Origin of the sequence: Ramlibacter sp. WS9, assembly GCF_003797765.1 — a bacterium.
Classification (GTDB): Bacteria; Pseudomonadota; Gammaproteobacteria; order Burkholderiales; family Burkholderiaceae_C; genus Ramlibacter.
In genome coordinates, this window is the sequence record NZ_RKMB01000007.1 from 200,999 (window position 1) to 223,764 (window position 22,766).

The 22,766-nt window shown below is 64.9% G+C and carries 25 protein-coding genes; 17 read left to right on the forward strand and 8 right to left on the reverse strand.

Going from position 1 to position 22,766, the window contains the following annotated elements; all coding sequences use genetic code 11:
* Window positions 1-228: 228 nt before the first annotated feature.
* From EEB15_RS13560 to EEB15_RS13600, 9 genes are all read left to right on the forward strand, one after another.
* Window positions 229-1,191, forward strand: coding sequence for a tripartite tricarboxylate transporter substrate binding protein (locus EEB15_RS13560; protein WP_141510392.1), 963 nt, complete (start codon window positions 229-231; stop codon window positions 1,189-1,191).
* A 62-nt stretch (window positions 1,192-1,253) separates the two neighbouring features.
* Window positions 1,254-2,198, forward strand: a complete 945-nt coding sequence (locus EEB15_RS13565; RefSeq protein ID WP_141510393.1) for a 2-hydroxyacid dehydrogenase — start codon at window positions 1,254-1,256, stop codon at window positions 2,196-2,198.
* Between the two features lie 16 nt (window positions 2,199-2,214).
* The gene (gene gudD / locus EEB15_RS13570; RefSeq protein ID WP_141510394.1) at window positions 2,215-3,546 is read left to right on the forward strand and encodes a glucarate dehydratase; all 1,332 of its coding nucleotides are present in this window, start codon (window positions 2,215-2,217) and stop codon (window positions 3,544-3,546) included.
* 49 nt (window positions 3,547-3,595) lie between these two features.
* On the forward strand, window positions 3,596-4,384 hold the full coding sequence (locus EEB15_RS13575) for an HpcH/HpaI aldolase/citrate lyase family protein (protein ID WP_141510395.1): 789 nt from the start codon (window positions 3,596-3,598) through the stop codon (window positions 4,382-4,384).
* A gap of 28 nt (window positions 4,385-4,412) precedes the next feature.
* On the forward strand, window positions 4,413-5,297 hold the full coding sequence (locus EEB15_RS13580) for a 2-hydroxy-3-oxopropionate reductase (protein WP_141510396.1): 885 nt from the start codon (window positions 4,413-4,415) through the stop codon (window positions 5,295-5,297).
* Window positions 5,298-5,926: 629 nt separating this feature from the next.
* The gene (locus tag EEB15_RS13585; protein WP_141510397.1) at window positions 5,927-6,334 is read left to right on the forward strand and encodes an MAPEG family protein; all 408 of its coding nucleotides are present in this window, start codon (window positions 5,927-5,929) and stop codon (window positions 6,332-6,334) included.
* A gap of 92 nt (window positions 6,335-6,426) precedes the next feature.
* Window positions 6,427-6,639, forward strand: a complete 213-nt coding sequence (locus EEB15_RS13590; protein ID WP_141510398.1) for a type II toxin-antitoxin system HicB family antitoxin — start codon at window positions 6,427-6,429, stop codon at window positions 6,637-6,639.
* On the forward strand, window positions 6,632-6,853 hold the full coding sequence (locus tag EEB15_RS34460; RefSeq protein WP_141510399.1) for a type II toxin-antitoxin system HicA family toxin: 222 nt from the start codon (window positions 6,632-6,634) through the stop codon (window positions 6,851-6,853). The genes EEB15_RS13590 and EEB15_RS34460 overlap by 8 nt, the downstream gene beginning before the upstream one ends.
* 128 nt (window positions 6,854-6,981) lie before the next feature.
* The gene (locus EEB15_RS13600; protein WP_141510400.1) at window positions 6,982-7,194 is read left to right on the forward strand and encodes a hypothetical protein; all 213 of its coding nucleotides are present in this window, start codon (window positions 6,982-6,984) and stop codon (window positions 7,192-7,194) included.
* A 317-nt stretch (window positions 7,195-7,511) separates the two neighbouring features.
* Here EEB15_RS13600 and EEB15_RS13605 read toward each other — a convergent pair whose 3' ends face one another.
* The 3 genes from EEB15_RS13605 to EEB15_RS13615 all read right to left on the reverse strand — a co-directional run bounded on the left by EEB15_RS13605 (window position 7,512) and on the right by EEB15_RS13615 (window position 9,932).
* Window positions 7,512-8,708 carry a substrate-binding domain-containing protein gene (locus EEB15_RS13605; protein WP_141510401.1) on the reverse strand — a complete coding sequence of 399 codons (1,197 nt, stop codon included), beginning with the start codon at window positions 8,706-8,708 and terminating at the stop codon, window positions 7,512-7,514.
* Window positions 8,709-8,811: 103 nt separating this feature from the next.
* The gene (locus tag EEB15_RS13610; protein ID WP_141510402.1) at window positions 8,812-9,579 is read right to left on the reverse strand and encodes a carbon-nitrogen hydrolase family protein; all 768 of its coding nucleotides are present in this window, start codon (window positions 9,577-9,579) and stop codon (window positions 8,812-8,814) included.
* A gap of 86 nt (window positions 9,580-9,665) precedes the next feature.
* Complete coding sequence (locus EEB15_RS13615; RefSeq protein ID WP_141510403.1) at window positions 9,666-9,932, reverse strand: GlsB/YeaQ/YmgE family stress response membrane protein; 267 nt, start codon at window positions 9,930-9,932, stop codon at window positions 9,666-9,668.
* Between the two features lie 354 nt (window positions 9,933-10,286).
* Here EEB15_RS13615 and EEB15_RS13620 point away from each other — a divergent pair, with 354 nt between their 5' ends.
* From EEB15_RS13620 to EEB15_RS13655, 8 genes are all read left to right on the forward strand, one after another.
* Complete coding sequence (locus EEB15_RS13620; protein WP_141510404.1) at window positions 10,287-11,324, forward strand: ABC transporter substrate-binding protein; 1,038 nt, start codon at window positions 10,287-10,289, stop codon at window positions 11,322-11,324.
* Between the two features lie 14 nt (window positions 11,325-11,338).
* Window positions 11,339-12,148 carry an ABC transporter ATP-binding protein gene (locus tag EEB15_RS13625; RefSeq protein WP_370283575.1) on the forward strand — a complete coding sequence of 270 codons (810 nt, stop codon included), beginning with the start codon at window positions 11,339-11,341 and terminating at the stop codon, window positions 12,146-12,148.
* Window positions 12,145-12,915 carry an ABC transporter permease gene (locus EEB15_RS13630; protein WP_141510405.1) on the forward strand — a complete coding sequence of 257 codons (771 nt, stop codon included), beginning with the start codon at window positions 12,145-12,147 and terminating at the stop codon, window positions 12,913-12,915. The genes EEB15_RS13625 and EEB15_RS13630 overlap by 4 nt, the downstream gene beginning before the upstream one ends.
* A 3-nt stretch (window positions 12,916-12,918) precedes the next feature.
* Entirely contained in the window at window positions 12,919-13,749 is an 831-nt protein-coding gene (locus tag EEB15_RS13635) for an urease accessory protein UreD (RefSeq protein ID WP_141510406.1), read from the forward strand.
* Window positions 13,750-13,925: 176 nt separating this feature from the next.
* Window positions 13,926-14,396 (forward strand): hypothetical protein, encoded by a 471-nt coding sequence (locus tag EEB15_RS13640; protein WP_141510407.1) that lies wholly within the window; start codon window positions 13,926-13,928, stop codon window positions 14,394-14,396.
* A gap of 127 nt (window positions 14,397-14,523) precedes the next feature.
* The gene (locus tag EEB15_RS13645; protein ID WP_141510408.1) at window positions 14,524-15,765 is read left to right on the forward strand and encodes a DUF4382 domain-containing protein; all 1,242 of its coding nucleotides are present in this window, start codon (window positions 14,524-14,526) and stop codon (window positions 15,763-15,765) included.
* A gap of 79 nt (window positions 15,766-15,844) precedes the next feature.
* Entirely contained in the window at window positions 15,845-16,570 is a 726-nt protein-coding gene (locus EEB15_RS13650; RefSeq protein ID WP_141510409.1) for a L,D-transpeptidase, read from the forward strand.
* Window positions 16,567-16,770: a hypothetical protein gene (locus EEB15_RS13655; protein ID WP_141510410.1), complete on the forward strand. Its 204-nt coding sequence runs from the start codon at window positions 16,567-16,569 to the stop codon at window positions 16,768-16,770. The genes EEB15_RS13650 and EEB15_RS13655 overlap by 4 nt, the downstream gene beginning before the upstream one ends.
* On the opposite strand, the gene urtE is transcribed toward EEB15_RS13655, so the two are convergent.
* The 5 genes from urtE to urtA all read right to left on the reverse strand — a co-directional run bounded on the left by urtE (window position 16,771) and on the right by urtA (window position 22,460).
* Window positions 16,771-17,463: an urea ABC transporter ATP-binding subunit UrtE gene (gene urtE, locus EEB15_RS13660; RefSeq protein WP_141510411.1), complete on the reverse strand. Its 693-nt coding sequence runs from the start codon at window positions 17,461-17,463 to the stop codon at window positions 16,771-16,773.
* 3 nt (window positions 17,464-17,466) lie between these two features.
* Entirely contained in the window at window positions 17,467-18,342 is an 876-nt protein-coding gene (gene urtD, locus EEB15_RS13665) for an urea ABC transporter ATP-binding protein UrtD (RefSeq protein ID WP_141510412.1), read from the reverse strand.
* Window positions 18,339-19,466 carry an urea ABC transporter permease subunit UrtC gene (urtC, locus tag EEB15_RS13670; RefSeq protein WP_141510413.1) on the reverse strand — a complete coding sequence of 376 codons (1,128 nt, stop codon included), beginning with the start codon at window positions 19,464-19,466 and terminating at the stop codon, window positions 18,339-18,341. The genes urtD and urtC overlap by 4 nt, the downstream gene beginning before the upstream one ends.
* Window positions 19,467-19,468: 2 nt before the next feature.
* On the reverse strand, window positions 19,469-21,043 hold the full coding sequence (urtB, locus tag EEB15_RS13675) for an urea ABC transporter permease subunit UrtB (RefSeq protein WP_141510414.1): 1,575 nt from the start codon (window positions 21,041-21,043) through the stop codon (window positions 19,469-19,471).
* Window positions 21,044-21,197: 154 nt separating this feature from the next.
* The gene (gene urtA, locus EEB15_RS13680; protein WP_141510415.1) at window positions 21,198-22,460 is read right to left on the reverse strand and encodes an urea ABC transporter substrate-binding protein; all 1,263 of its coding nucleotides are present in this window, start codon (window positions 22,458-22,460) and stop codon (window positions 21,198-21,200) included.
* Window positions 22,461-22,766 lie beyond the last annotated feature (306 nt).

The following is a 22,766-nucleotide window of genomic DNA, read 5'->3' on the forward strand; positions in this document are numbered from 1 at the left end:
CACTTGACAAGGTATAATGACAACGTTACCATACTCGGCAAATGTTCGCCACCCCCGAGGCGATTCACCGTTCTCATAGGTAAATTTCGCACTGACAGCGGATTTGTTTTCATATTTTTCTGAACTGCCGTGCGATATGACAACGTTGTCATGCTCTCGCTCTCGTGTTCTCGCTCTCGACTACTCACCCTTTTCCCACCTTGGACTTCCCTTACCAGGAGACTTCCCATGAAAAAAGTACTGACCGCACTCGCCCTCTCGTTCACGGTGCTCGCCGCGTCCGCGCAAGCCTGGCCGACAGCCAAGCCCATCACCATCGTCGTGCCGTTTCCCCCGGGCGGCTCCACCGACCTGATCGCGCGGCAGCTCGCCAACGACCTGCCCAAGAAGCTGGGCGGCGGCACGTTCGTCGTCGACAACAAGGCCGGCGCAACCGGCACGATCGGCGCCGCGGCGGTTGCCCGCGCACCGGCGGACGGCTACACGTTGCTCGTCGCTTCACTCGGCCCGTTCGTGATCGCACCGCACCTCATCAAGGTGCCTTACGACGCACTGAAGGACCTGGACCCGATCTCTGTCGCGGTGCAGGCGCCCAACGTGCTCGTCGTGCCCGCCGCCTCGGCGCACAAGACGATCGCGGAAGTGATCGCGTATGAAAAGGCCAATCCCGGCAAGATGACTTTCGCGTCGTCGGGCAACGGCAGCAGCGACCACCTCACGGCCGAGTTGTTCTGGCAGCAGACCGGCACCACCGGCATCCACGTGCCCTACAAGGGCGGCGGCCCGGTGATGACCGACCTGCTGGGCAACCAGGTGGATTCGTCCTTCATGAACATCAACACCGCGATGCCGCAGATCCTGGCCGGCAAGCTGCGCCCGCTGGTCATCACCAGCGCCAAGCGCTCGCCCTTGTTGCCCAATGTCCCGACGATGGAAGAAAGCGGCATCATGGACGCCAACGTCTATTCGTGGCAAGCCATCGCCGGGCCGAAGAACTTGCCGGCGGACCTCAAGAAGAAGCTGCGTGACGCAGTGGCGGCTTCGCTGAACGACCCGGCGATCAAGCCCAAGCTGCTCGAGCTCGGGTTCGAGATCGTGGCCAACACACCCGAGCAGTTCGCCGCCTTCCAGGCCGCCGAGTACGCGCGTTGGGCCAAGCTGATCAGCAGCCGCAACATCAAGGCAGACTGAACGGCAGCGCAACGCGCGCATCATTCGCGAACGCGGCATCACGCTCGACTGAAGGATTACCCTTGAAGCAAAAACTCCTGGTGGCCGGGCGCATCACGCCCACGCTCGAAACACGGCTGGCCGGCGCCTATGACGTGACGAACCTCGCGGCGCAGGCCGATCCCGCCGGCTACCTCGAGGCGCATGGCGCAGAGTTCGCCGCGCTCGTGACCAACGCGGCCAGCGGCGTCGACAACGCCACGATCGACGCCTTGCCCAATTTGAAAGTGATTTCGAGTTTCGGCGTCGGGCTGGACAGGATCGACGTGGCCCATGCGAACGCCCGCGGTGTCGCTGTCGGCTACACGCCCGATGTGCTGAACGATTGCGTGGCGGACCTCGCCATCGCCCTGATGCTCGACACAGCCCGGGGCCTGAGCGCCTCGGACCGTTACGTGCGGCGCGGCGAGTGGGTCAAGGCGCCATTTCCGCTGATGCGCAAGGTCAGTGGCGCGAACCTCGGCGTGGTCGGCATGGGCCGCATCGGCCGTGCCATCGCAGAGCGCGCGGCCGGGTTCTCGATGGACGTCCGGTATCACACGCGCCGCGTGGTCGCCGACGCGCCCTGGAGGCACGAACCGTCGCTGGTGGAACTCGCGCGCTGGGCCGACTTCCTCATCGTGATCACGGCGGGCGGTGCCGCGACACGCCATCTCATCGACGCCGCCGTGCTGGACGCGCTGGGGCCCAAGGGCTTCCTGGTCAACGTCGCTCGCGGCTCGGTGGTCGACGAGCAGGCGCTGGTGTGGGCCCTGAAAGAAAAGCGCATTGCCGGCGCGGGTCTCGATGTCTACCAGGACGAGCCGAATGTCCCCCAGGAACTGATGGCGCTCGACAACGTCGTGCTGGCGCCGCACATCGCGAGTGGCACGCTCGAGACGCGGCAGGCCATGGCCGACCGCGTGTTCGACAACCTCCATTCATTTTTTGCCGAGGGCCGGCTGATCTCGGCCGCGCCGGCAGCGTAAAGGCACGTTCTCTCCCATGAATACCGCAACTCCACGAGTCACCGCCCTGCGGGTGATCCCCGTCGCGGGGCGCGACAGCATGCTGCTCAACCTCAGCGGCGCGCACGGCCCCTTCTTCACCCGCAACCTGTTGATCCTCACAGACAGCGCGGGCCACACCGGCGTCGGTGAAGTGCCGGGCGGAGAAAAGATCCGCCAGACGCTGGAAGACGCGGGCGCACTGGTCGTCGGCCAGCCGGTCGGCGATCACCTTCGCGTGCTGCAGCAGGTCCAGCGCCAATTCGCCGACCGCGACGCCGGCGGCCGCGGGCAGCAGACTTTCGACCTGCGCACCACCATTCACGCGGTCACCGCAATCGAGTCAGCCTTCCTCGACCTGCTCGGCCAGCACCTGGAAGTGCCGGTTGCCGCGCTGCTCGGCGAGGGCCAGCAACGTGATGCAGTGGAGATGCTGGGCTACCTGTTCTTCGTCGGCGACAAGTCGAAGACCGATTTGCCGTACGCAAGCGATCCGCAGGCCGGCAACGACTGGTTCCGCTTGCGGCATGAAACCGCGATGACGCCCGAATCCGTCGTGCGCCTGGCCGAAGCAGCGTTCGAGCGATATGGCTTCAACGACTTCAAGCTCAAGGGCGGCGTGCTGCGCGCCGAGGAAGAGATCGAAGCGATCAAGGCATTGCACGAGCGCTTTCCGAAGGCGCGCGTGACGCTGGACCCGAACGGCGGCTGGTTGCTCAAGGACGCGATCCGCCTGATGCGCGACATGCGCGGCGTGGTGGCCTATGCTGAAGACCCTTGCGGTGCGGAAGACGGATTTTCGGGCCGCGAAGTGATGGCGGAATTCCGCCGCGCCACCGGCCTGCCGACGGCAACCAACATGATCGCGACCGACTGGCGCCAGCTTTCGCATGCGCTTTCGCTGCAATCGGTGGACATTCCCCTGGCCGACCCGCACTTCTGGACGATGGCCGGCTCGGTGCGCGTCGCGCAGACCTGCCGCGACTGGGGCCTGACCTGGGGCTCGCATTCCAACAACCACTTCGACGTCTCGCTCGCCATGTTCACGCATGTCGCCGCCGCGGCGCCGGGCAAGGTCACCGCGATCGACACCCACTGGATCTGGCAGGACGGCCAGCGCCTGACGCGCGACCCGCTGCGGATCGAAGGCGGACGGGTGCAAGTGCCCAAGCAGCCGGGCCTGGGTGTCGAACTCGACATGGCCGAAGTGGAAAAGGCCCACCGGCTGTACCTGGAACACGGCCTGGGCGCGCGCGATGACGCGGCCGCCATGCAATACCTCATCCCCGGATGGCAATTCAACCCCAAGCGCCCCGCGCTCGACCGATAGGAATCCTCATGCACAAGAACCTGATTGCCGGCGAATCGAGGAGCCACCCATGAGAGAAAACCGCCTGCGCGCTATCTGGAAATCGGGGGGCGCCGCCGTCAACGGCTGGCTGGCCATCCCCAACAGCTTTGCCAGCGAAACCATGGCGCACCAGGGCTGGGACACCTTGACCGTGGACATGCAGCACGGCGTGGTGGACTACCAGGCGATGGTGACCATGCTGCAGGCGATATCGACCACGGCCACCGTGCCGGTGGTTCGCGTGCCCTGGCTGGAGCCCGGCATCCTGATGAAAACGCTGGATGCCGGCGCCTATGCCGTGATCTGCCCGATGGTCAACACGCGTGAAGACGCGCAAAAGCTGGTCTCCTGGACCAGCTACGCGCCGCGCGGCACGCGCAGCTTCGGCCCCGTGCGCGCGCTGCTCTACAGCGGCGCCGACTACCCGGATCATGCGAACGACACCATCGTTCGTTTCGCGATGATCGAAACCGCGCGGGCGCTGGAGAACCTCGACGACATCCTGTCGGTCGAGGGCCTCGACGCGGTCTACATCGGCCCGTCGGACCTGTCGCTGTCACTCGGCTGCAAGCCTTCGATGGACGAGCTCGAGCCCAAGGCGGCGCAAGCCGTGGAGCACATCCTGGCGCGCGCCAAGGCGCACGGCGTGGTGGCCGGCATCCACAACACGGCGCCCCCGGCAGCGCTGGAGCGCATTGCCAAGGGCTTCCAGTTCGTCACCATCAGCTCGGACGCCCGCCTGATCGCGGCCGGTGCGCAGCAGGTGATGGCGGCCATGCGCGCCGGACAGGCCGCGCGACCCGCCGGCTCCTATTGACTAAACCAACACAGAGAGTGAGAAAACAATGAAGATCGGATTCATCGGCCTGGGCATCATGGGCGCGCCGATGGCGCAACACCTGCTGGCCGCGGGCCACGAACTGTTCGTCCGCACGCGCAGCAAGGTACCCGAAGCGCTGAAGGCCGCGACCGCGTGCCCCACCAATGCTGCAGTGGCACAAGCCGCTGACGTGGTGTTCCTCATGCTGCCGGACACGCCCGACGTCGAGTCGGTGCTGCTGGGCAAGGACGGCGTGACGTCCGGCTTGTCCAAGGGCAAGACCGTGGTGGACATGAGTTCCATCTCGCCGATGGAGACCAAGCGCTTCGCCCAGGCCGTCAACGCGCTGGGCTGCGACTACCTCGACGCGCCTGTCTCCGGCGGCGAAGTGGGCGCGAGGGCCGCGAGCCTCACGATCATGGTCGGCGGGCCGGATGCGGCGTTCGAGCGCATCAAGCCGCTGTTCGAACTCATGGGCAAGAACATCACGCTGGTCGGCGGCAATGGCGACGGCCAGACCACCAAGGTGGCCAACCAGATCATCGTGGCATTGAACATCGCCGCGGTTGGCGAAGCGCTGTTGTTCGCGTCGAAGGCCGGCGCCGACCCGGCCAAGGTGCGCCAGGCGCTGATGGGCGGCTTTGCCGCGTCACGCATCCTGGAAGTGCATGGCGAGCGCATGGTGAAACGCACCTTCAACCCGGGCTTTCGCATCGCGCTGCACCAGAAGGACCTGAACCTCGCGCTGCAAGGCGCACGCGAGCTGGGTGTGGCGCTGCCGCAAACCGCGGGCGCCGCGCAGCTGATGCAGTCATGCGTCGCACTGGGTCTGGGCCAGATGGACCATTCGGCGCTGGTGAAGGCGCTGGAGAACATGGCGCAGCATCCGGTGATGCCGGACGCGGCCTAACCTGTCATGCCGGACTCGCGATCCGGCATGGTTTTCCGGCCGTCATTGCGGGCTGGACCCGCAATCCATGACTTTCGTTCGTCCTCGCGTCGCGGCAGGCGGTACCCGGCAGGGCCTCACACTGCGGCGGTCGTCGCTTCGCGCCGACTTCGCTGAGATTCTTGGCCCGGGACCGGCGCCGTACAACTCGCAAAGCGCCTAAGGCCGCTTTGCTCAAACAGGTCCGGCGAGAATGAAACGAAGCGCGCAAGCGCGCCCGGCCCCGGACCAAGAATCCCAGCCGCCACAGAGATCGGCCCCGCCGGGTACCGCCTGCCGCTCAACGAACTTGGTCGGCATCCAACGGTTGCTCCGGGCTATAGTGTTGCTATCGATGTGGCGGAGCGCACCAATATATGAAGTCGGCCAGCTTGGCGGATTCGACGACTGCACGCGGAACGATGCGAAGCCGCAAGCGAGGACTGGTCGGGCCCAGCGGCTCGGTTCAGAACCTTGATGCGTCCGCGCCCACCGACCTAGACGACGGACTATCCTGGGATCAGCAGTTTGGAGGACTGCGAACATCACGTTAGGCGTCAGAAACCACAACTGGGCTGCACATGTCGCTGCTGATACCCGAGCCAACACTCATGACTACGACGCTTCTGGCCTTTCTAGGGTTTCTCTGTTGGACCCTCTTTCTACTCGTGCTCATGGAGGTTGTTCGTTCCAAGCTGGTTCTTACACGCGAGATACCCGCCAACGGCTTCAACCCCGAAAACTCGAATCTGTCACCGTTCATGCAACGCTTGGCCCGCGCGCATGCAAACTGCCTGGAGGGCTTGCCTCTCTTTGGCGGCTTTATGCTTCTCGCGGTCGTCGCAGGCAAGTCGAACATCACCGATCCGTTGGCCTACGTGCTACTGGCCGCGCGCATAGCCCAATCGACCATTCACCTCGCATCAACATCACCGCTCGCTGTGACCGCAAGATTCACCGCCTTCGCAGTGCAAATGATCATCGCTGCGTACTGGGCTATAAAGTTCCATGGTGCATAGTTGGGGCCGACTGACGCCTAACCCCTCATGTCAAACGTCCGACTGCACCGGCAAGGTAGCGCCATAATGGAGGCCGATTGGGAGCCAAACACATGGAACTCACTGCTGTGCTTACACCTGCGGAAGAAGGCGGCTTCGTCGCGCTGAATCCCGAGACGGGCACGACCACTCAGGGCGAGACCGTCGAAGAGGCGGTGGCAAACCTGCGCGAAGCTACAGCACTCTATTTGTCTGAGTTCCCGCTGCCATCTACCGGCCACCCCGTGGTCACCGTCTTCAGCATCCCCACACCCAGCCATGCCTAAGTTTCCCCGAGTCTCGGGTGCTGAAGCACAACGAGCTCTGGAGCGCCTAGGTTTCGTCAAGCTCCGTCAGAGCGGCAGTCACGTCATCATGCGGCGTGACTCAAAGGGTTGCGTTGTACCCATGCACCCGGAACTCAAGGTCGGCACGCTTGCGGGGCTTCTTCGGCAGGCTGAGGTAGCGACGGACGAGTTCATCGAGGCGCTGAAGAAGTGAGGTCGAACTGGTCATTCCACACGGAAGCCTACGGTGCCGGTGACTTCCAACGTTAACCTCAGCGAAAGCGATTGCGACCGCATATGCCAAAGCGTCCACTCCTTGAGCGCCTCCGCCAGAAGAAGGCAATGCAGCGCGGCCCCGTCGCCGTGGGCTGGTACACGCCGGATGAGTGGGCTCGCGTAAAGGCCGTTGCTACCGATCCGGAGGTCTTTGAAGACCCGTTTCAGGAGTTGGAGGCGATGGCCACAGACGCACTGCGCGACCTGCGAAATGTCGGCGTCGTTCCAGTCAAGGTTTTGATCTCGGCCGGCCGAAGACGCAAGGAGTCTCCGGCTTGAGGCGCGCCCACACGCTGGATGTCGCGGCAGGCGGTACCCGGCAGGGCCGATCTCTGTGGCGGCTGGGATTCTTGGCCCGGGGCCGGGCGCGCTTGCGCGCTTCGTTAACTGACTCGCCGGACCTGTTTGAGCAAAGCGGCCTTAGGCGCTTTGCGAGTTGTACGGCGCCGGCCCCGGGCCAAGAATCTCAGCGAAGTCGGCGCGAAGCGACGACCGCCACAGTGTGAGGCCCTGCCGGGTACCGCCTGCCGCGACCGCGACCGACCAAGAAAAAGTCATGGATTGCGGGTCAAGCCCGCAATGACGGACTTCAGACCCTATCGCTTGTTCTTGATCGGCACGTTCATCTCTTCCGGCTTGATCTCGCGCACGAGTTCAGGCACGCCCCAGGCGAACGCCGGGTCGTTCTTGATCCGGAAGTGATACATCGACTGCATGGCCTGGTGGTCTTCCTTGCGGAAGGTCATCTTGCCCTTGGGCGTTTCGAAGCTCATGCCCTCCATGGCGGTGATCATCTTGTCCGCTTGGGTCGCGCCGGCCGTCTTCTTCAGCGCCGCGACGATCGCCATGCCCGCGCTCATGCCGCCGGCGGTGAAGAAGTCGGGCGGTGACTTGAACTGCTTGTAGTGGTTGGCCACCAGCCATTCGTTGGCCGGGTTCTTCGGAATGCCGAAGTAGTAGTACGCCGCGCCTTCCATGCCGGGGAATTGCTTGTACGCCACCATCGCCGGCAGGATGTTGCCGCCGCTGGCCACGTCGATGCCGTAGCGCTGCTTCAGGTTCTGCGCGGCCAGCGCGTTGTATGGCGGCGTGGCGCCGGCCCAGACGACGGCGATGAACTTGCGGCCCGGTTTGTCCTTCAGCTGGTCGACCAGCCGCTGGATGCCGGCGGTGTAGTCCGACGTGTTGGGCGGCAGGTATTCCTCGTGGACGACCTTGGCTTTCTTCAGCGCGTCCTTGAAGGCCTTGATGCCGTCGCGGCCGAATGCGTAGTCTTGCGCCAGCGTGCCGATAGACACATCCGCGAAGTCCGCAACCGCCGCGTTGGCCAACGCGTCCTGCGAGCTGTTGCGGCCGGTGCGGAAGATGTACTTGTTCCACTTGTCGCCGGTGATGGCGTCGGCCACCGCGGGCTCGACCAGCAGGATCTTCTTGTATTCCTCGGCCACCGGCAGCAGCGCCAGCGCCACGGCGCTGGATGTCGGGCCCACTGCAAAATCGACCTTCTCGTCACCGTAGGCGGCCGCCAGCAGGCTCTTGCCCACGTCGGGCTTGCCCTGGTCGTCCTTTTCCAGGATGACGATTTTGCGGCCGTTGACGGTCATGGTGCCGCCGGTCGCGTAGTCCAGCCCCATCAGCAGGCCCGTCTGGGTCTGCTTGGCATAGGCCTCAAGCGGGCCGGTCTTGCTGTAGATGTGCGCGATGCGGATGTCGCCCGTCTGGGCGGTGGCCAGGGTGGACACGGCTGCGGCGGCAACGGCGGCTGCAGCCAGCAAAAAGCGATGAAGGCTCATGGAACTCCCCTCGGTGAAAGAGGCCCCGAAACTAACACAAGCAACGTGAAAAGCGCGAGGTAAAACCCGCTATCGGCGCGCCGCGCTCATGGCGAACAAGGTTTCACTGCGGGTGCCATTCGAAGTGCCGATCGCCCAGCGTGAAAACACCGACGCCGCTGGCTTGCGATGGCAGGCGAAACATGAGCTCGCCGTCCGGCCCTGCCACGGTGCTGCCGCCGCCGTCCACACTCTCCTCGGGCCGGTTCAGCGCGTTTGGCCAGTTGGTATGAACCACATGCGCCTGCGTCGCTGCCGCCAGGCGCTGAATGTCGCGCACGTACTGAGGCGGATCGGTCCTGGGCTTCTCCGGGTCTTGACGCAGCGCCGCGGGCAGGAAAATAAGGTCCACCGATCCGGGCGCCAGTTCCGAAGAATAGACATCGACGTCTTCGACTTCGCGGCAGATCACCGCGGAGCAACGCAGGCCTTGCATGCGCCCGACCGGCCGCGACTCGCCCCGCTTGAAGAAGGTCGCCTCCGGATCCGTCAGCCCGCGCTTGGGCACCACCGCCGAAGTGACGCCTCGCTCGTCGATGAGCAGATGGGAGTTGTAGATGGCGCCGTCCGCGCCGAAGGTCGGCGCTCCGGCGGCGATGGCCATCGACAGCTTTGCGGCGTGGGTTTGCAGCTCGTGAAGGGCGGGCGAAACCATCTCGGGCGTGGCTTCGCGGCCGATCATCCGGTGGAACCCAGTGACCGCCAGTTCGGAGAATCCGCAAACCTGCGCACCGCGCGAATGGGCCAGATCCATGGCTTTTCGCATCGACGCCACGTTCTCCGGCGTGGTCCAGTGCATGCTGATCTGGGCTATCGCGATTCGGTGGGTCATCTCGGCATGGTAGAGCACCCGGAACGAAAGAAGGCACCCGGCCTTGCGACCGGATGCCCGAAATTTTTGAAGCTGTAGCAGCGCTTTTAACGAACGCGGCCGCGGCGGAACAGGTTCACGATCGCCAGCAGGATGATCGCGCCGACCAGCGACACCAGCAGCGAAGCGATGCTGAAGCCGTCATTGATCGTGCCTGCGCCGACCAGCGGGGAGATCAGCCAGCCGCCGATGAAGGCGCCGACGATACCCACCACCACGTTCAGCAGGATGCCCTGCTGCCCGTCGGTCTTCATGACCAGGCTGGCGAGCCAACCCACGATGCCACCTACGATAAGCCAGAGTATGAAACCCATTTGAGACTCCTTTGCCGCGAACGGCGTGTTGTTGAAAGCGAGCCGGCCCTCTTGGTTCCGACCACCCGCCGCCAAAAACGAACGGCCGGTGAACGCACTATCGTGCTCGGCCCAGGCCCAAGGCGTAGTCGCCCGTAAAGGCTCAGCGTGCGCGGCCACCGCGTGGCAGCGTCGGACGGGCCCTACCCCTGGCACCGCTGGGCTACGGGGGTAAGTCCGCACGGGCCCGAGCGGCCCATCCAGCGAAAATGCGGGCTGTCCTGGGGCATCGCGCCGGTCTGCGGCACCCTTTTTGCTTTGAATGAGTTCGTGTCACAAGCCTTCCCACAAAATCTTCGCCGTACGGAGCCCACAATGAAGAAACGCGTCCTTCTCCAAACCGCCGCCGCCATCGCCCTGGCAGGTCTCATGGGTTCAGCCCATGCGCAGGCAACGCCGATCAAGTTTCAGCTGGACTGGCGTTTCGAAGGGCCGGCGGCCCTGTTCCTGACGCCCGCCGCCAAGGGCTACTTCAAGGACGCCAAGCTCGACGTGACCATCGATGCCGGCAACGGCTCGGGCGGCGCGGTGACGCGCGTGGCCTCGGGCATCTACGACATCGGCTTCGCCGACCTGGCCGCGCTGATGGAATTCCACGCCAACAACCCGGATGCGCCGAACAAGCCGGTGGCCATCATGATGGTCTACAACAACACACCCGCCTCGGTGATGGCGCTGAAGAAGTCGGGCATCACGAAGCCGTCCGACCTGAACGGCAAGAAGCTGGGCGCACCGGTGTTCGACGCGGGGCGCCGCGCCTTCCCGATCTTCCAGAAGGCCAATGGCATCGGCAGCGTGAACTGGACGGCGATGGACCCGCCGCTGCGCGAAACCATGCTGGCCCGGGGCGATGTCGACGCCATCACCGGCTTCACCTTCACCTCGCTGCTCAACCTGGAAGCGCGTGGCGTGAAGGCCGAGGACATCGTGGTCCTGCCCTACGCCAGCCACGGCGTGAAGCTCTACGGAAACGTCGTCATTGCCACGCCCAAGATGCTCAAGGAAAACCCCGCGGCGGTGAAAGCCTTCCTGTCGGCCTTCACCAAGGGCGTCAAGGAAGTGATCGCCAAGCCCGAAGCGGCGATCGCCGACGTCAAGGCGCGCGACGGCATCATCAACACCGAACTGGAAACGCGCCGGCTGAAGCTCGCCATCGACACCGTGATCAACAGCGCCGACGCGCGCGCGGAAGGCTTCGGCCAGGTCAACCCGGGCCGCCTGTCGCTGATGGCGTCGCAAGTGTCCGATGCATTCAACACGAAGACGCGCGTGAATCCCGACGCCGTGTGGAACGGCTCGTTCCTGCCGTCGAAGGCGGAGTTGGACGCCGTGCTGCCCGCGCCGAAGAAATAAGCGAAGACCTGTCGTTGTCCAATTTCGCTGAATTCGAAGACGTCTGGCTCGCCTACAACGACGAATCGCTGGCGCAGGGCCAGTTCGCCGTCGAGGCGATCGACCTGTCCGTGGCGCAGGGCGAGTTCATCGCCATCGTCGGCCCGTCCGGCTGCGGCAAGTCCACCTTCATGAAGCTGGCCACGGGCCTGAAGATGCCCTCGCGCGGCGCCATCCGGATCGACGGCCAGCCAGTCACCGGGCCGCTGAAGATCTCCGGCATGGCGTTCCAGGCGCCGTCGCTTTTGCCGTGGCGCACGACGGTCGACAACGTGCTGCTCCCGCTGGAGATCGTCGAGCCGTACCGCAGCAACTTCAAGGCCAAGCGCGCCGAATACGAGCAGCGCGCGCGCCGGCTGCTGCAGAAAGTCGGGCTGGCCGGCTACGAAGACCAATTCCCGTGGCAGTTGTCGGGCGGCATGCAGCAACGCGCCAGCATCTGCCGTGCGCTGATCCACGAGCCGAAGATGCTGCTGCTGGACGAGCCGTTCGGCGCGCTGGATGCCTTCACGCGCGAAGAGCTGTGGTGCATCCTGCGCGACCTGTGGACGGAGCAGCGCTTCAACGTCATCCTGGTCACGCACGATCTGCGCGAGTCGGTGTTCCTCGCCGACACCGTGTACGTGATGAGCAAGCGGCCCGGCCGCTTCGTGGTGAAAAAGCAGATCGAGCTGCCGCGCCCGCGCGACCTGGAGATCACCTACACCAGCGCGTTCACGGACATCGTGCATGAACTGCGCGGCCACATCGGCGCGATCCGGCAGGCTGCCGGGGTGGCGCCATGAAGATCACGCGCACCGTCGAGCGTTGGTCCCCTGTCGTCGTGCTGGTGGCCGCGCTCCTGCTCTGGCAAGCGATCGTCTCGGGCTTCGGCATTCCGGAATTCATCTTTCCCAGCCCGCTGCAGATCGCGCAGCAGTTCGCGGAATTCAAGGTGCCGCTGTTCGAAGCGGCGTGGAAGACGTTCTGGGTCACGATGCTCGGCTTCGGCATCTCCATCGTCGTGGGTGTGCTGCTCGGGTTCCTGATCGGCAGCTCGCGGTTGGCGTACACCGCGCTGTATCCGCTGATGGTGGGGTTCAACGCCGTGCCCAAGGCGGCCATCGTGCCCATCCTGGTGGTGTGGTTCGGCATCGGCCTGGGCCCGGGTGTGCTCACGGCCTTCCTCATCTCTTTCTTTCCGATCACGGTGAACATCGCGACGGGCCTGGCGACGCTGGAGCCGGAGTTGGAAGATGTGTTGCGCGTATTGGGTGCCAAGCGCTGGGACGTGCTGGTGAAGGTGGGCTTGCCGCGATCGATGCCGTTCTTCTATGCCTCGCTGAAGGTCGCGATCACATTGGCTTTCGTGGGCACGGTGCTGGCCGAGATGACGGCCGGCGACTCGGGCATCGGCTACCTGATGCAGTCGGCCAGCAGCCAGCAGCGGATGCCGCTGGCGTTTGCGGGCCTGGTGCTGATCAGCGCGATGGCGATGGCGATGTACGAGCTCTTCAGCCTGCTCGAAAAGCACACCACCGCCTGGGCTCACCGCGGATCCCAGGGGCACTGAGGCGTGGCCTGGCACGCCCGTCTGTCGCTCGACTACCGCCGCGAAGCAGACCGCTGCGTCGCGCGTTTCGAGCATGACGGGCCCTTGCGCATCCTGCAGACGCTCTACCCCGAGGGAGATGGCATCTGCCACAACGTGCTGGTGCACCCGCCCGGCGGGCTGGTGGGCGGCGACACGCTGGAGATCGCGATCCGCGCCGGTGCTGGCGCGCACGGGCTCATCACAACTCCGGGCGCCTCGCGCTTCTACCGTTCGGACGGCGAGACGGCCGCGCAGCGCACGACCATCGCGCTGGACGAGGGCGCGCGGCTGGAGTGGCTGCCCCTCGAAGCCATTTGCTACAGCGGCTGCATCGCCGAAAACCACCTGAACCTCGACCTCGCGCCCGGCTCGGAATTGATCGGCTGGGACGTGACCGCGTTGGGCTTGCCCGAGGCGAATCTGCCCTTCTTGCACGGCAGCCTGCTGCAACACATCGAACTGGGTGGTGCGTGGCTCGAGCGCGGGCGTATCGCAGCCGGGGATGCGGCGTTGATGGATGGCGCGCTGGGCTTGGCGGGCCAGCGCTGCATTGCCACGTTGTTCCTGGCCACGGGCAGCGATTGGGCACGGGCCCGGCGCGACCTGGCGCTGGAACTGGCGCGCGACGTCATCGCTGCTCATCCGCTGGCGGAAATGGCCGGCGCCACGGCACCCGGGCCGCGGGTCGTTGCCGTCCGCGTGCTGGCGCCATTGGTCGAGCCGGCGCTGAGCCTGCTCAAGTCCATCCGCGGCGCCTGGCGCACGGGGCTGTGGGATTTGCCCGCGACGCTGCCTCGCACCTGGGCGCTGTAGCGGCCTATAGCGGCCCTACGGCAAGCTCAGCCGGGCTGCTGTCCCACGCTTGCCATCCCCGTCCTACGGCCGGACCGGCATCGCGCTGCCTGGGATGCGGTGTCTCCGCTGTCATGGCCGGGCTGGCTGCGTCCCTAGACTGCATTGCATACCCAGACAAGCTTACAGGAGCCATCATGAACGCACGCACCACCGGCCACTCGCGCAAGAGCCTCGCCTCGTACGGGGTCGTCGCCCTTCTCGCGATGACGGCCGCCACCGCCCAGGTCGCCACCGGCACCACCGGCATCGACACGTCGGGCAATTACCAGCAGGAAGTGCAGGCCTGCATGACCGGCAAGACCCAGCAGGACCGTGAAACCTGCCTGAAGGAAGCGCGCAATGCCCAAGCCGACAAGAAGCGTGGCGTGCTCGACAACGCCGGCTCCAAGTTCGACAACAACGCGGCGGCACGCTGCGATGTGCTGGCCGGCGAAGAGAAGGCTGCATGCAAGGCCCGCGTGATGGGCTACGGGAGCACCAGCGGCAGCGTTGCCGGCGGTGGCCTGCTGCGCGAAGTGGAAACCGTGGTGATGCCCGCGGGCGCCGGCTCGGTGACCGTCCAGCCCAAGACCGCCGAACCGGTGGTGCTGGTGCCCAGCAAGTAGGAGACCTGAAGAGAGAGAACCTCGGCGGGCCTATGGCCCGCTTTTTTTCACATTCGATACTTCCGCTCACGGCGGTGCCTCGATTCCAGGGTCACCATCGCGGCACCTGACACACCTTGGGGAAAACATGACTGCTGCAAGACCTGCTGCCGGACGCACCGTGACAGCCTGGCGTTGGATCGCAATGTTGGGATGTGCCGCGCTGGTGACCGCATGCGGCGGCGGGGGCGGCGGTGGCGGAACTGCCGCCAGTCAAGGCACGCTGCGGGTGGCGCTGACGGACGCGCCTGCGTGTGGCTACGACCACGTCTGGGTCACCATCGAAAAAGTGAGCGTGCACCAGAGCAGCAGCGCCGCGGAAGCAGATGCAGGCTGGACCGACCTCACGCTCTCGCCCGCACGGCGCGTCGACCTGCTCACGCTGACCAACGGTGTTCTTGAAGAGCTGGGCTCCACGCCGCTTGCCGCCGGGCGCTACTCGCAGATTCGCCTGGTCCTGGCCGGGAACAGCGGCACCGGCAGCACGAGCGTTGCCAACGCGGTGCAGCCGACCGGTGGCCCTGTGATTCCGCTTTCGACGCCCAGCGCGCAGCAGAGCGGGCTGAAGCTGCAAGCACATGTCGATGTAGCGGCCGGACAGGTGGCCGACGTGGTGCTGGACTTCGACGCTTGCAAGTCCATCGTCAAGGCCGGCAATTCGGGTAACTACATCTTGAAGCCGGTGATCTCCGTGGTGCCTCGCGTCGTGACCGGCCTGCAAGGTTTCGTCACGACGACGCTCGCCCTCGGCAGCACGACCGTGTCGGCGCAGCAGGACGGCGTCACCCTTCGTACCACCGTTCCGGATGCAACGGGAAGGTTCAGTATTCCTTACCTTGCCACCGGCACTTACACCTTGGTCATCGCGTCGGAAGGCCGCGCTACCGGTGTGATCACCAACTTGCCAGTCGGCACGTCGAGCACGGCCATCAACGGCACCGCCACGGCGATCGTGCTGCCGGCCTCGTCGATGGCCGACGTGACGGGAACCGTGTCGCTCGTCTCCACGTCTGGCAGCGGCACCGTGACCACCGCGTTGACGGATGCCGTCGTGTCGGCTTCGCAAGCATTGACCGGCGGGCCGACCATCTTGCTGAGCGGCCAGCCGGTCGACTCGACGCTGGGCACCTATAGGTTCCACTTGCCGACAGGCGCGCCGGTGAAGGCCGCATACACGTCACCCGCCGTGCCGCTTACTTTCGTGGCGGACACTGCGGCCGCCGGAAAGTACAGCATCAAGGCCGAGGCGCCGGGGCGCGCCGCCCAAACCAAACCGGCCGACATCAGCACAGGCGTCAGCGCTACAGTGAACTTCAGCTACGGGCCGTGACGTACCGGGCCGCCGGCAACCGGGGGTAGACGCGACGCCGTCCTACAGACGCGCGCCGAACCTCCGCTACGCTGGAGCCGTGATTCGACGAACCTCACCCCACTCCACTGTATCGCGCACCGGGCTGTCAGGCCCGGTGTTCTATTTGGGCCTCTGCGCGGCCGTGCTCGCGGGCGGCCTCTACCTCGATCGCTCATCGGCAAAGACCGCGCCGCCGCGCGAGATCTCGGCGCTGCATGAAGACCTCGCGCGCGAGCGGGCCTCGTCCGACGTGCTCGAAGTTGCCCGCTGGGCGATCGCGTCGCACGACCATGACGGCCTGCCCTTCCTGGTGATCGACAAGAGCCACGCCAGGCTGTTCGCCTTCGACGAGTCCGGGCGCCTGCGCGCACACGGCCCGGTGTTGCTCGGCGCCGGGTTCGGCGACACACCTGCAGCACCTGCCACGCCCGCCGGCCGCTTCGTCGCGGACACGTGGCTATCGGGACAAAGTGACGCCATCGTCTGGGTCCATGCGGGTGTCACGGTTTCGCTGTATGCGGCGCCCTCGCCCGCCTCGCCCGGCCGGGCCCAGCAGCGGCTCGCGTCTGGCCGCGTGGAAGACAAGCGCATCTCTGACGGCTCGCTGCATGTGGCGAGCGATTTCTACCGTGAGCACCTTGCGCCTTTGCACGGTCGGGCCAGTGTGGCGTACGTGCTGCCGGAGGCAAGGCCGGTGCGTGAAGTCTTTGCGCTCGCAGGGCGTGAACCGCAGCTGGCAGCTCAATCGTTCAACCCGATCCCGCTCACAAGGAGACTCTCATGAACGCCGAAAGACCCGGTAAGGCCGAACATGGCGCGCAAAGCGAAGTGACGTGGGACGGCGGCAAAGGCCGCCAGCCTTACGCCAACCAGGGCCCGCAGGAAGCAGGCCCCAGTGGTGGAGGCGCGTTCGCCGAAGGCAACCGCGGGGACCTCTCGGGCCGCAATGTGGAGCAGCTCGAACAGGTCCGGAAAAAGCCGTGATCAGATCGCGACCAGCTGGCGCACGCCCTGCGCTTCCATGTCCTTGCCGAGGCCGCGCGCGATGAACTCGCCGCGCTGCATCACCAGGTAGTCGTCCGCGAGTTCCTGCGCAAAGTCGTAATACTGCTCGACCAGCAGGATCGCCATGTCCCCACGATCCGCCAGCATGCGGATCACGCGGCCGATGTCCTTGATGATGCTCGGCTGGATGCCCTCGGTAGGCTCATCGAGGATGAGCAGGCGGGGCTTCGCGGCCAGCGCACGAGCGATGGCGAGTTGTTGCTGCTGCCCGCCCGAAAGATCACCGCCGCGACGTCCCAGCATTTGCTTGAGCACGGGGAACAGTTCGAACAGCTCCGCCGGGATCGGCGTCGAGGCGCTCTTGTACGCCAAGCCCATGCGCAGGTTCTCTTCGACCGTGAGACGGGCAAAAATTTCGCGGCCCTGCGGCACGAAACCGATGCCGGCGCGAGCCCGCTGGTACGGCGTGGCTGCGTGAATGGGCTTGCCGTCGAACTCGATGCTGCCCGTCTTGATAGCCACCAGGCCCATCAACGACTTGAGCAGCGTCGTCTTGCCGACACCGTTGCGTCCGAGCAGCACCGTGACTTTGCCGACGTGCGCTTCAAGGCTCACGTCCCGCAGGATGTGCGAGCCGCCGTAGTACTGGTTGATGTTCTTGACTGTCAGCATGGCTTAGCGACCCAGGTAGACCTCGATCACGCGCTCGTCGTTCTGCACCTGCTCCAGCGAGCCTTGCGCCAGCACCGAACCTTCGTGCAGCACCGTGACGATTTCCGAGATCACCTTGATGAAGCTCATGTCGTGCTCCACCACCATCAGCGAATGCTGCCCCTTGAGCTTGAGAAAGAGTTCGGCCGTGCGCGAAGTCTCTTCGTCGGTCATGCCGGCGACGGGCTCGTCCAGCAGCAGCAGCTTCGGATCCTGCATCAGCAGCATGCCGATCTCCAGCCATTGCTTCTGCCCGTGGCTGAGGTTGCCGGCCATGCGCGACACGGACTCTGCCAGGTGAATGGTGTGCAGCACATCGGCGAGCCTGTCGCTCTGCCCGGAGTCCAGGCGGAAGAACATTGACGACTGCACACCCTTGTTGGTCTTGAGCGCGAGCTCCAGGTTCTCGAACACCGTGAGCTGCTCGAACACCGTGGGCTTCTGGAACTTGCGGCCGATGCCCATCTGCGCGATTTGCGGCTCGGTGTGGCGCAAGAGGTCGATGGTGCTGCCGAAGAACACGGTGCCTTCGTCCGGACGGGTCTTGCCGGTGATGATGTCCATCATCGTCGTCTTGCCCGCACCGTTCGGCCCGATGATGCAGCGCAACTCCCCCGGTGCAATGTCGAGCGACAGCTTGTTGATGGCCTTGAAGCCGTCGAAGCTCACGCTCACGTCTTCCAGGTAGAGGATGCGGCCGTGCGTCGTGTCGATCTCGCCCGGCGTGACGCGGCGTGAGAAGCCGGCGGCGCGGCCGCCCGATTCGGTCTGGCCGACCGACCCACGTGCCTGGTGCGCCTCCACGCGCCGCGCGCCTTCTTCGAGCAAGTCCGGCGTCATTGCGGGCCCCGCTTGAAGCGCTTGACCAAACCGACGATGCCGTTCGGCAGAAACAGCGTGACAGCGATGAAGAGCGCGCCCAGGAAGTACAGCCAGATCTCGGGTGCGGCCACGGTGAGCCAACTTTTGGCGCCGTTGACGAGGAACGCGCCGACGATGGGCCCGATCAGCGTGGCACGGCCGCCGACCGCCGCCCAGATGGCGATCTCGATCGAATTCGCCGGGCTCATCTCGCTGGGGTTGATGATGCCGACCTGAGGCACGTAGAGTGCGCCGGCCACGCCGCACATGATGGCGGACAGCGTCCAGATCGTGAGCTTGTAACCGATGGGGTTGTAGCCCGAGAACATCACGCGCGACTCCGCGTCGCGGATAGCCTGCAGCACCCGGCCGAACTTGCTGGTGACCAGCCAGCGGCCGAACAGGAAGAACGCCAGCAGCGTCACGCCGGTCATGACGAACAAGGTCATGCGCATGGATTGCGTGGCGATGGGGATGTTCAGGATGCGCTTGAAATCGGTGAAGCCGTTGTTGCCGCCGAAGCCGGTCTCGTTGCGAAAGAACAGCAGCATGGCCGCGAACGTCATCGCCTGCGTGATGATGGAGAAGTACACGCCCTTGATGCGTGAGCGGAAGGCGAAGTAGCCGAACACGAAGGCCACGATGCCCGGCACAGCGACGATGAGGAACAGCGTGGCGATGAAGCTGTCGCTGAACGTCCAGTGCCACGGCAGCACCTTCCAGTCCAGGAACACCATGAAGTCCGGCAGGTCGCTCTTGTAGTTGCCGTCGCGGCCGATCTGGCGCATCAGGTACATGCCCATGACGTAGCCGCCCAGCGCGAAGAACAGGCCGTGGCCCAGCGAGAGGATGCCGGTGTAGCCCCAGATCAGGTCCATCGCCAGCGCGCAGATGGCGTAGCACATGATCTTGCCGACCAGCGCCACGGCGTAGTCGCTCATGTGGAACACGCTGTCCGCGGGGACCAGCAGGTTCAACACCGGTGCGACAGCGCACACAACGATCAGCGCGACGATGAAGGCCGTCCAGCCCATGCGCGTGAGCACCGCGGGCTTGCCGGGAAGTGCCACGGGCGTGACTGCCGGAATCGGATCTCGGTTCATGGTCATGCGTCTGCCGTGCGGCCCTTGACGGCGAAGATGCCTTGCGGACGCTTCTGGATGAAGACGATGATGAACACAAGCACGCAGATCTTGGCGAGCACGGCGCCGGTCCATCCTTCAAGGAATTTGTTCAGCACGCCCAGACCCAGCGCGGCGTAGACGGTGCCGGCCAGTTGGCCCACGCCACCCAGCACCACCACCATGAACGCATCGACGATGTAGCCCTGGCCCAGGTCGGGGCCGACGTTGCCGATCTGGCTGAGCGCGCAGCCGGCCAGCCCCGCGATGCCCGAACCCAGCGCGAAGGCGTAGGTGTCGATGCGAGCGGTGTTCACGCCCATGCACGAAGCGATCGGCCGGTTCTGCGTGACGCCGCGCACGAACAACCCGAGGCGTGTCTTGGAAATCAGGAAGGCCATGCCCAAGAGCACCGCCATGGCGAAGCCGATGATGACGATGCGGTTCCAGGGCAGCTGCAGGTTGCCCATCACGACCACGCCGCCGCTCATCCAGCTGGGGTTCTCCACGCCGACGTTCTGCGCACCGAACACCGAGCGCACCAGCTGCATCAGCATCAGGCTGATGCCCCAGGTGGCCAACAGCGTTTCGAGCGGACGGCCGTAGAGGAAGCGGATCACGCTGCGCTCCAGCGCGGCGCCCATCAGCGCGGACGCGGCAAAGGCTACGGGCACTGCGGCGACCAGGTACCAGTCGAAGGCGCCCGGCAGGTATTTCTGGAACAGGCCCTGCACCACGTAGGTGGCATAGGCGCCGATCATCATCAGCTCGCCGTGCGCCATGTTGATGACGCCCATCAGGCCGTAGGTGATGGCCAGGCCCAGTGCCACCAGCAGCAGGATCGAGCCCAGGCTGATGCCGGAGAAGATCGCGCCGGCCTTGTCCCCCCACGCGAGCGACGCCTCCACCGTGCGCAGCGATGCTTCCAGCGTAGACTTCACTTCACCATCTGTCTCGGCCTTGATGCGCTCGATCAAGAGTGTCTTGGTGCCGGCGTTCTTGCTCTGGCCCAGCAACCGAGCCGCTTCCATGCGCTTGGCCTTGTCGCTGCTGCCCAGCAGCACGGCGGCGCGCACCATGCCCAGCTGCTCCTTCACCTGCGCATCGGTCTCGGCGGCGTAGGCTTTTTCGATCAGCGGCAGCTTGGATTCGTCGCTCTCGTTCTGCAGCGTCTTGATGGCCTGGCGGCGCAGCACCACGTCTTTCGAGAACAGCTTGAGCGCCGCCATCGCCGCGTCGAGTTCGCCGCGCATGCGGTTGTTGTTGATCACGTCTTCGGCGTCAGCCGGCAACGGCTGTTCGGCACCGGTCACCGGGTCGAAGCCCTTGCCGTCCTTGACGAGGAACACCTTCTCGCCCGCGACTTTGACGCCGTCGTCGATCAGCGCCTGGATGAAGGCCGCCGTCTTGTCGTCACCCGCAGCGACGGCCTTGTTCAGCGCTTCGATGCGCGCATCCGTCTCCCCCGCCGCCATGGCTCGCGCCTCGGCCGGGGTCAGGGCGTGGACGTTGGCCGTGAAGAGGAACGCTGCTGTGAGGACGAGACTGCGGATGAACATGAAAGAACCTGTAGGTTGGGCAACACGTTGCCCACGCTGGAGGCACCTCTTATCCCCTCTCCCCTTTGGGGAGAGGGTTAGGGTGAGGGGCATGGCGCGAGGCCCTCACCCCTGCCCTCTCCCAGAGGGAGAGGGAGTAAAGCCCGCAGGCGTCTTATTTCTTCGCCGGCTCGTCCGGCTTCTTGTCGTTGCCTTCGATGAAGGGCGACCAGGGCTTGGCCTTCACCGGGCCTGGCGTCTTCCACACCACGTTGAACTGGCCGTCGGCCTTCACTTCGCCGATGAACACCGACTTGTGCAGGTGGTGGTTCTTTTCGTCCATCTTCGAGACGATGCCTGACGGTGCCTTGAAGGTCTGGCCGGCCATCGCGGCAATGACCTTGTCGGTGTCCGTGGACTTGGCCTTCTCGACGGCCTGCTTCCACATGTTGATGCCGATGTAGGTGGCTTCCATCGGGTCGTTGGTCAGGGGCTTGTCGGCGCCGGGCAACTTCTTGGCCTTCGCATACGCGGCCCACTTCTTGGTGAACTCGTCGTTGGACGGGTTCTTGATCGACATGAAGTAGTTCCAGGCGGCCAGGTGGCCCACCAGCGGCTTGGTGTCCACGCCGCGCAGTTCTTCTTCACCGACCGAGAAGGCGACGACCGGCACGTCCTTGGCCTTCAGGCCGGCGTTGCCCAGTTCCTTGTAGAAAGGCACGTTGGAGTCGCCGTTGATGGTGGAGACGACTGCCGTCTTGCCACCGGCCGAGAACTTCTTGACGTCAGCAACGATGGTCTGGTAGTCGCTGTGGCCGAACGGGGTGTACTTCTCGTCGATGTCGGTGTCCTTCACGCCCTTGGACTTCAGGTAGGCGCGCAGGATCTTGTTGGTGGTGCGGGGGTACACGTAGTCGGTGCCCAGCAGGACCCAACGCTTGGCGGCGCCGCCGTCCTTGGACATCAGGTAGTCCACGGCGGGAATCGCTTGCTGGTTCGGCGCGGCGCCCGTGTAGAACACGTTCTTGGACAGCTCTTCACCCTCGTACTGCACGGGGTAGAACAGGAGGCCGTTGAGTTCTTCGACGACCGGCAGCACCGATTTGCGCGACACGCTGGTCCAGCAGCCGAAGATCACGGCGACCTTGTCCTGCGTCAGCAGCTGCTTGGTCTTTTCGGCGAACAGCGGCCAGTTGGAGGCCGGGTCCACGATCACCGGCTCGAGCTTCTTGCCCATCACGCCGCCCTTGGCGTTGATTTCTTCAATGGCCATCAACACCGTGTCTTTCAACACGGTTTCCGAAATGGCCATGGTGCCCGACAGGCTGTGCAGGATGCCAACCTTGATGGTGCCCTTGTCCTGGGCCATGGCGACGGTACCGACGCTCGCCAGGGCGACCGCGGCCGTGAGGGCCTTGAGGGTGAAACGACGTTGCATGTGTGTTGCTCCTTAAAGCAAAAGGAAGACCTGAGTCGAAAAGAGAGTCTGGAAATTCGCCCCACCCCGCCTTTGCGGACAGCCGATGTGGACGGATTGATTCTGGGGAGAAGGCTGGCCCAGGCATATACGCCGGGTGGCGTATGCAACAGGCGCCCCAGGTGCGTGCAAAATTTTTTCGTGGCGCCGGGCTGCGGGTTGACCCCTACTCGTGGCCCCTGCATCGGCTGCGGGGCAGCCCGGGCGTTACGGCGCGAGGCGTTGATCCAGAAGGCGTTTTGTCGCGGCATGCGCATCCGCGGTGCT

Excerpts from the sequence above, each read along its gene's own strand:
- EEB15_RS13575 (WP_141510395.1), top strand. The coding sequence starts at position 3,596 with ATGAGAGAAAACCGCCTGCGCGCTATCTGGAAATCGGGGGGCGCCGCC.
- EEB15_RS13580 (WP_141510396.1), top strand. The coding sequence starts at position 4,413 with ATGAAGATCGGATTCATCGGCCTGGGCATCATGGGCGCGCCGATGGCG.
- urtD (WP_141510412.1), bottom strand. The coding sequence starts at position 18,342 with ATGACGCCGGACTTGCTCGAAGAAGGCGCGCGGCGCGTGGAGGCGCAC.
- EEB15_RS13585 (WP_141510397.1), top strand. The coding sequence starts at position 5,927 with ATGACTACGACGCTTCTGGCCTTTCTAGGGTTTCTCTGTTGGACCCTC.
- urtE (WP_141510411.1), bottom strand. The coding sequence starts at position 17,463 with ATGCTGACAGTCAAGAACATCAACCAGTACTACGGCGGCTCGCACATC.
- EEB15_RS13615 (WP_141510403.1), bottom strand. The coding sequence starts at position 9,932 with ATGGGTTTCATACTCTGGCTTATCGTAGGTGGCATCGTGGGTTGGCTC.
- EEB15_RS13605 (WP_141510401.1), bottom strand. The coding sequence starts at position 8,708 with ATGAGCCTTCATCGCTTTTTGCTGGCTGCAGCCGCCGTTGCCGCCGCA.
- EEB15_RS13620 (WP_141510404.1), top strand. The coding sequence starts at position 10,287 with ATGAAGAAACGCGTCCTTCTCCAAACCGCCGCCGCCATCGCCCTGGCA.
- EEB15_RS13645 (WP_141510408.1), top strand. The coding sequence starts at position 14,524 with ATGACTGCTGCAAGACCTGCTGCCGGACGCACCGTGACAGCCTGGCGT.
- urtA (WP_141510415.1), bottom strand. The coding sequence starts at position 22,460 with ATGCAACGTCGTTTCACCCTCAAGGCCCTCACGGCCGCGGTCGCCCTG.
- urtB (WP_141510414.1), bottom strand. The coding sequence starts at position 21,043 with ATGTTCATCCGCAGTCTCGTCCTCACAGCAGCGTTCCTCTTCACGGCC.
- EEB15_RS13640 (WP_141510407.1), top strand. The coding sequence starts at position 13,926 with ATGAACGCACGCACCACCGGCCACTCGCGCAAGAGCCTCGCCTCGTAC.
- EEB15_RS13610 (WP_141510402.1), bottom strand. The coding sequence starts at position 9,579 with ATGACCCACCGAATCGCGATAGCCCAGATCAGCATGCACTGGACCACG.
- EEB15_RS34460 (WP_141510399.1), top strand. The coding sequence starts at position 6,632 with ATGCCTAAGTTTCCCCGAGTCTCGGGTGCTGAAGCACAACGAGCTCTG.
- gudD (WP_141510394.1), top strand. The coding sequence starts at position 2,215 with ATGAATACCGCAACTCCACGAGTCACCGCCCTGCGGGTGATCCCCGTC.
- urtC (WP_141510413.1), bottom strand. The coding sequence starts at position 19,466 with ATGAACCGAGATCCGATTCCGGCAGTCACGCCCGTGGCACTTCCCGGC.
- EEB15_RS13600 (WP_141510400.1), top strand. The coding sequence starts at position 6,982 with ATGCAGCGCGGCCCCGTCGCCGTGGGCTGGTACACGCCGGATGAGTGG.
- EEB15_RS13655 (WP_141510410.1), top strand. The coding sequence starts at position 16,567 with ATGAACGCCGAAAGACCCGGTAAGGCCGAACATGGCGCGCAAAGCGAA.
- EEB15_RS13560 (WP_141510392.1), top strand. The coding sequence starts at position 229 with ATGAAAAAAGTACTGACCGCACTCGCCCTCTCGTTCACGGTGCTCGCC.
- EEB15_RS13590 (WP_141510398.1), top strand. The coding sequence starts at position 6,427 with ATGGAACTCACTGCTGTGCTTACACCTGCGGAAGAAGGCGGCTTCGTC.
- EEB15_RS13630 (WP_141510405.1), top strand. The coding sequence starts at position 12,145 with ATGAAGATCACGCGCACCGTCGAGCGTTGGTCCCCTGTCGTCGTGCTG.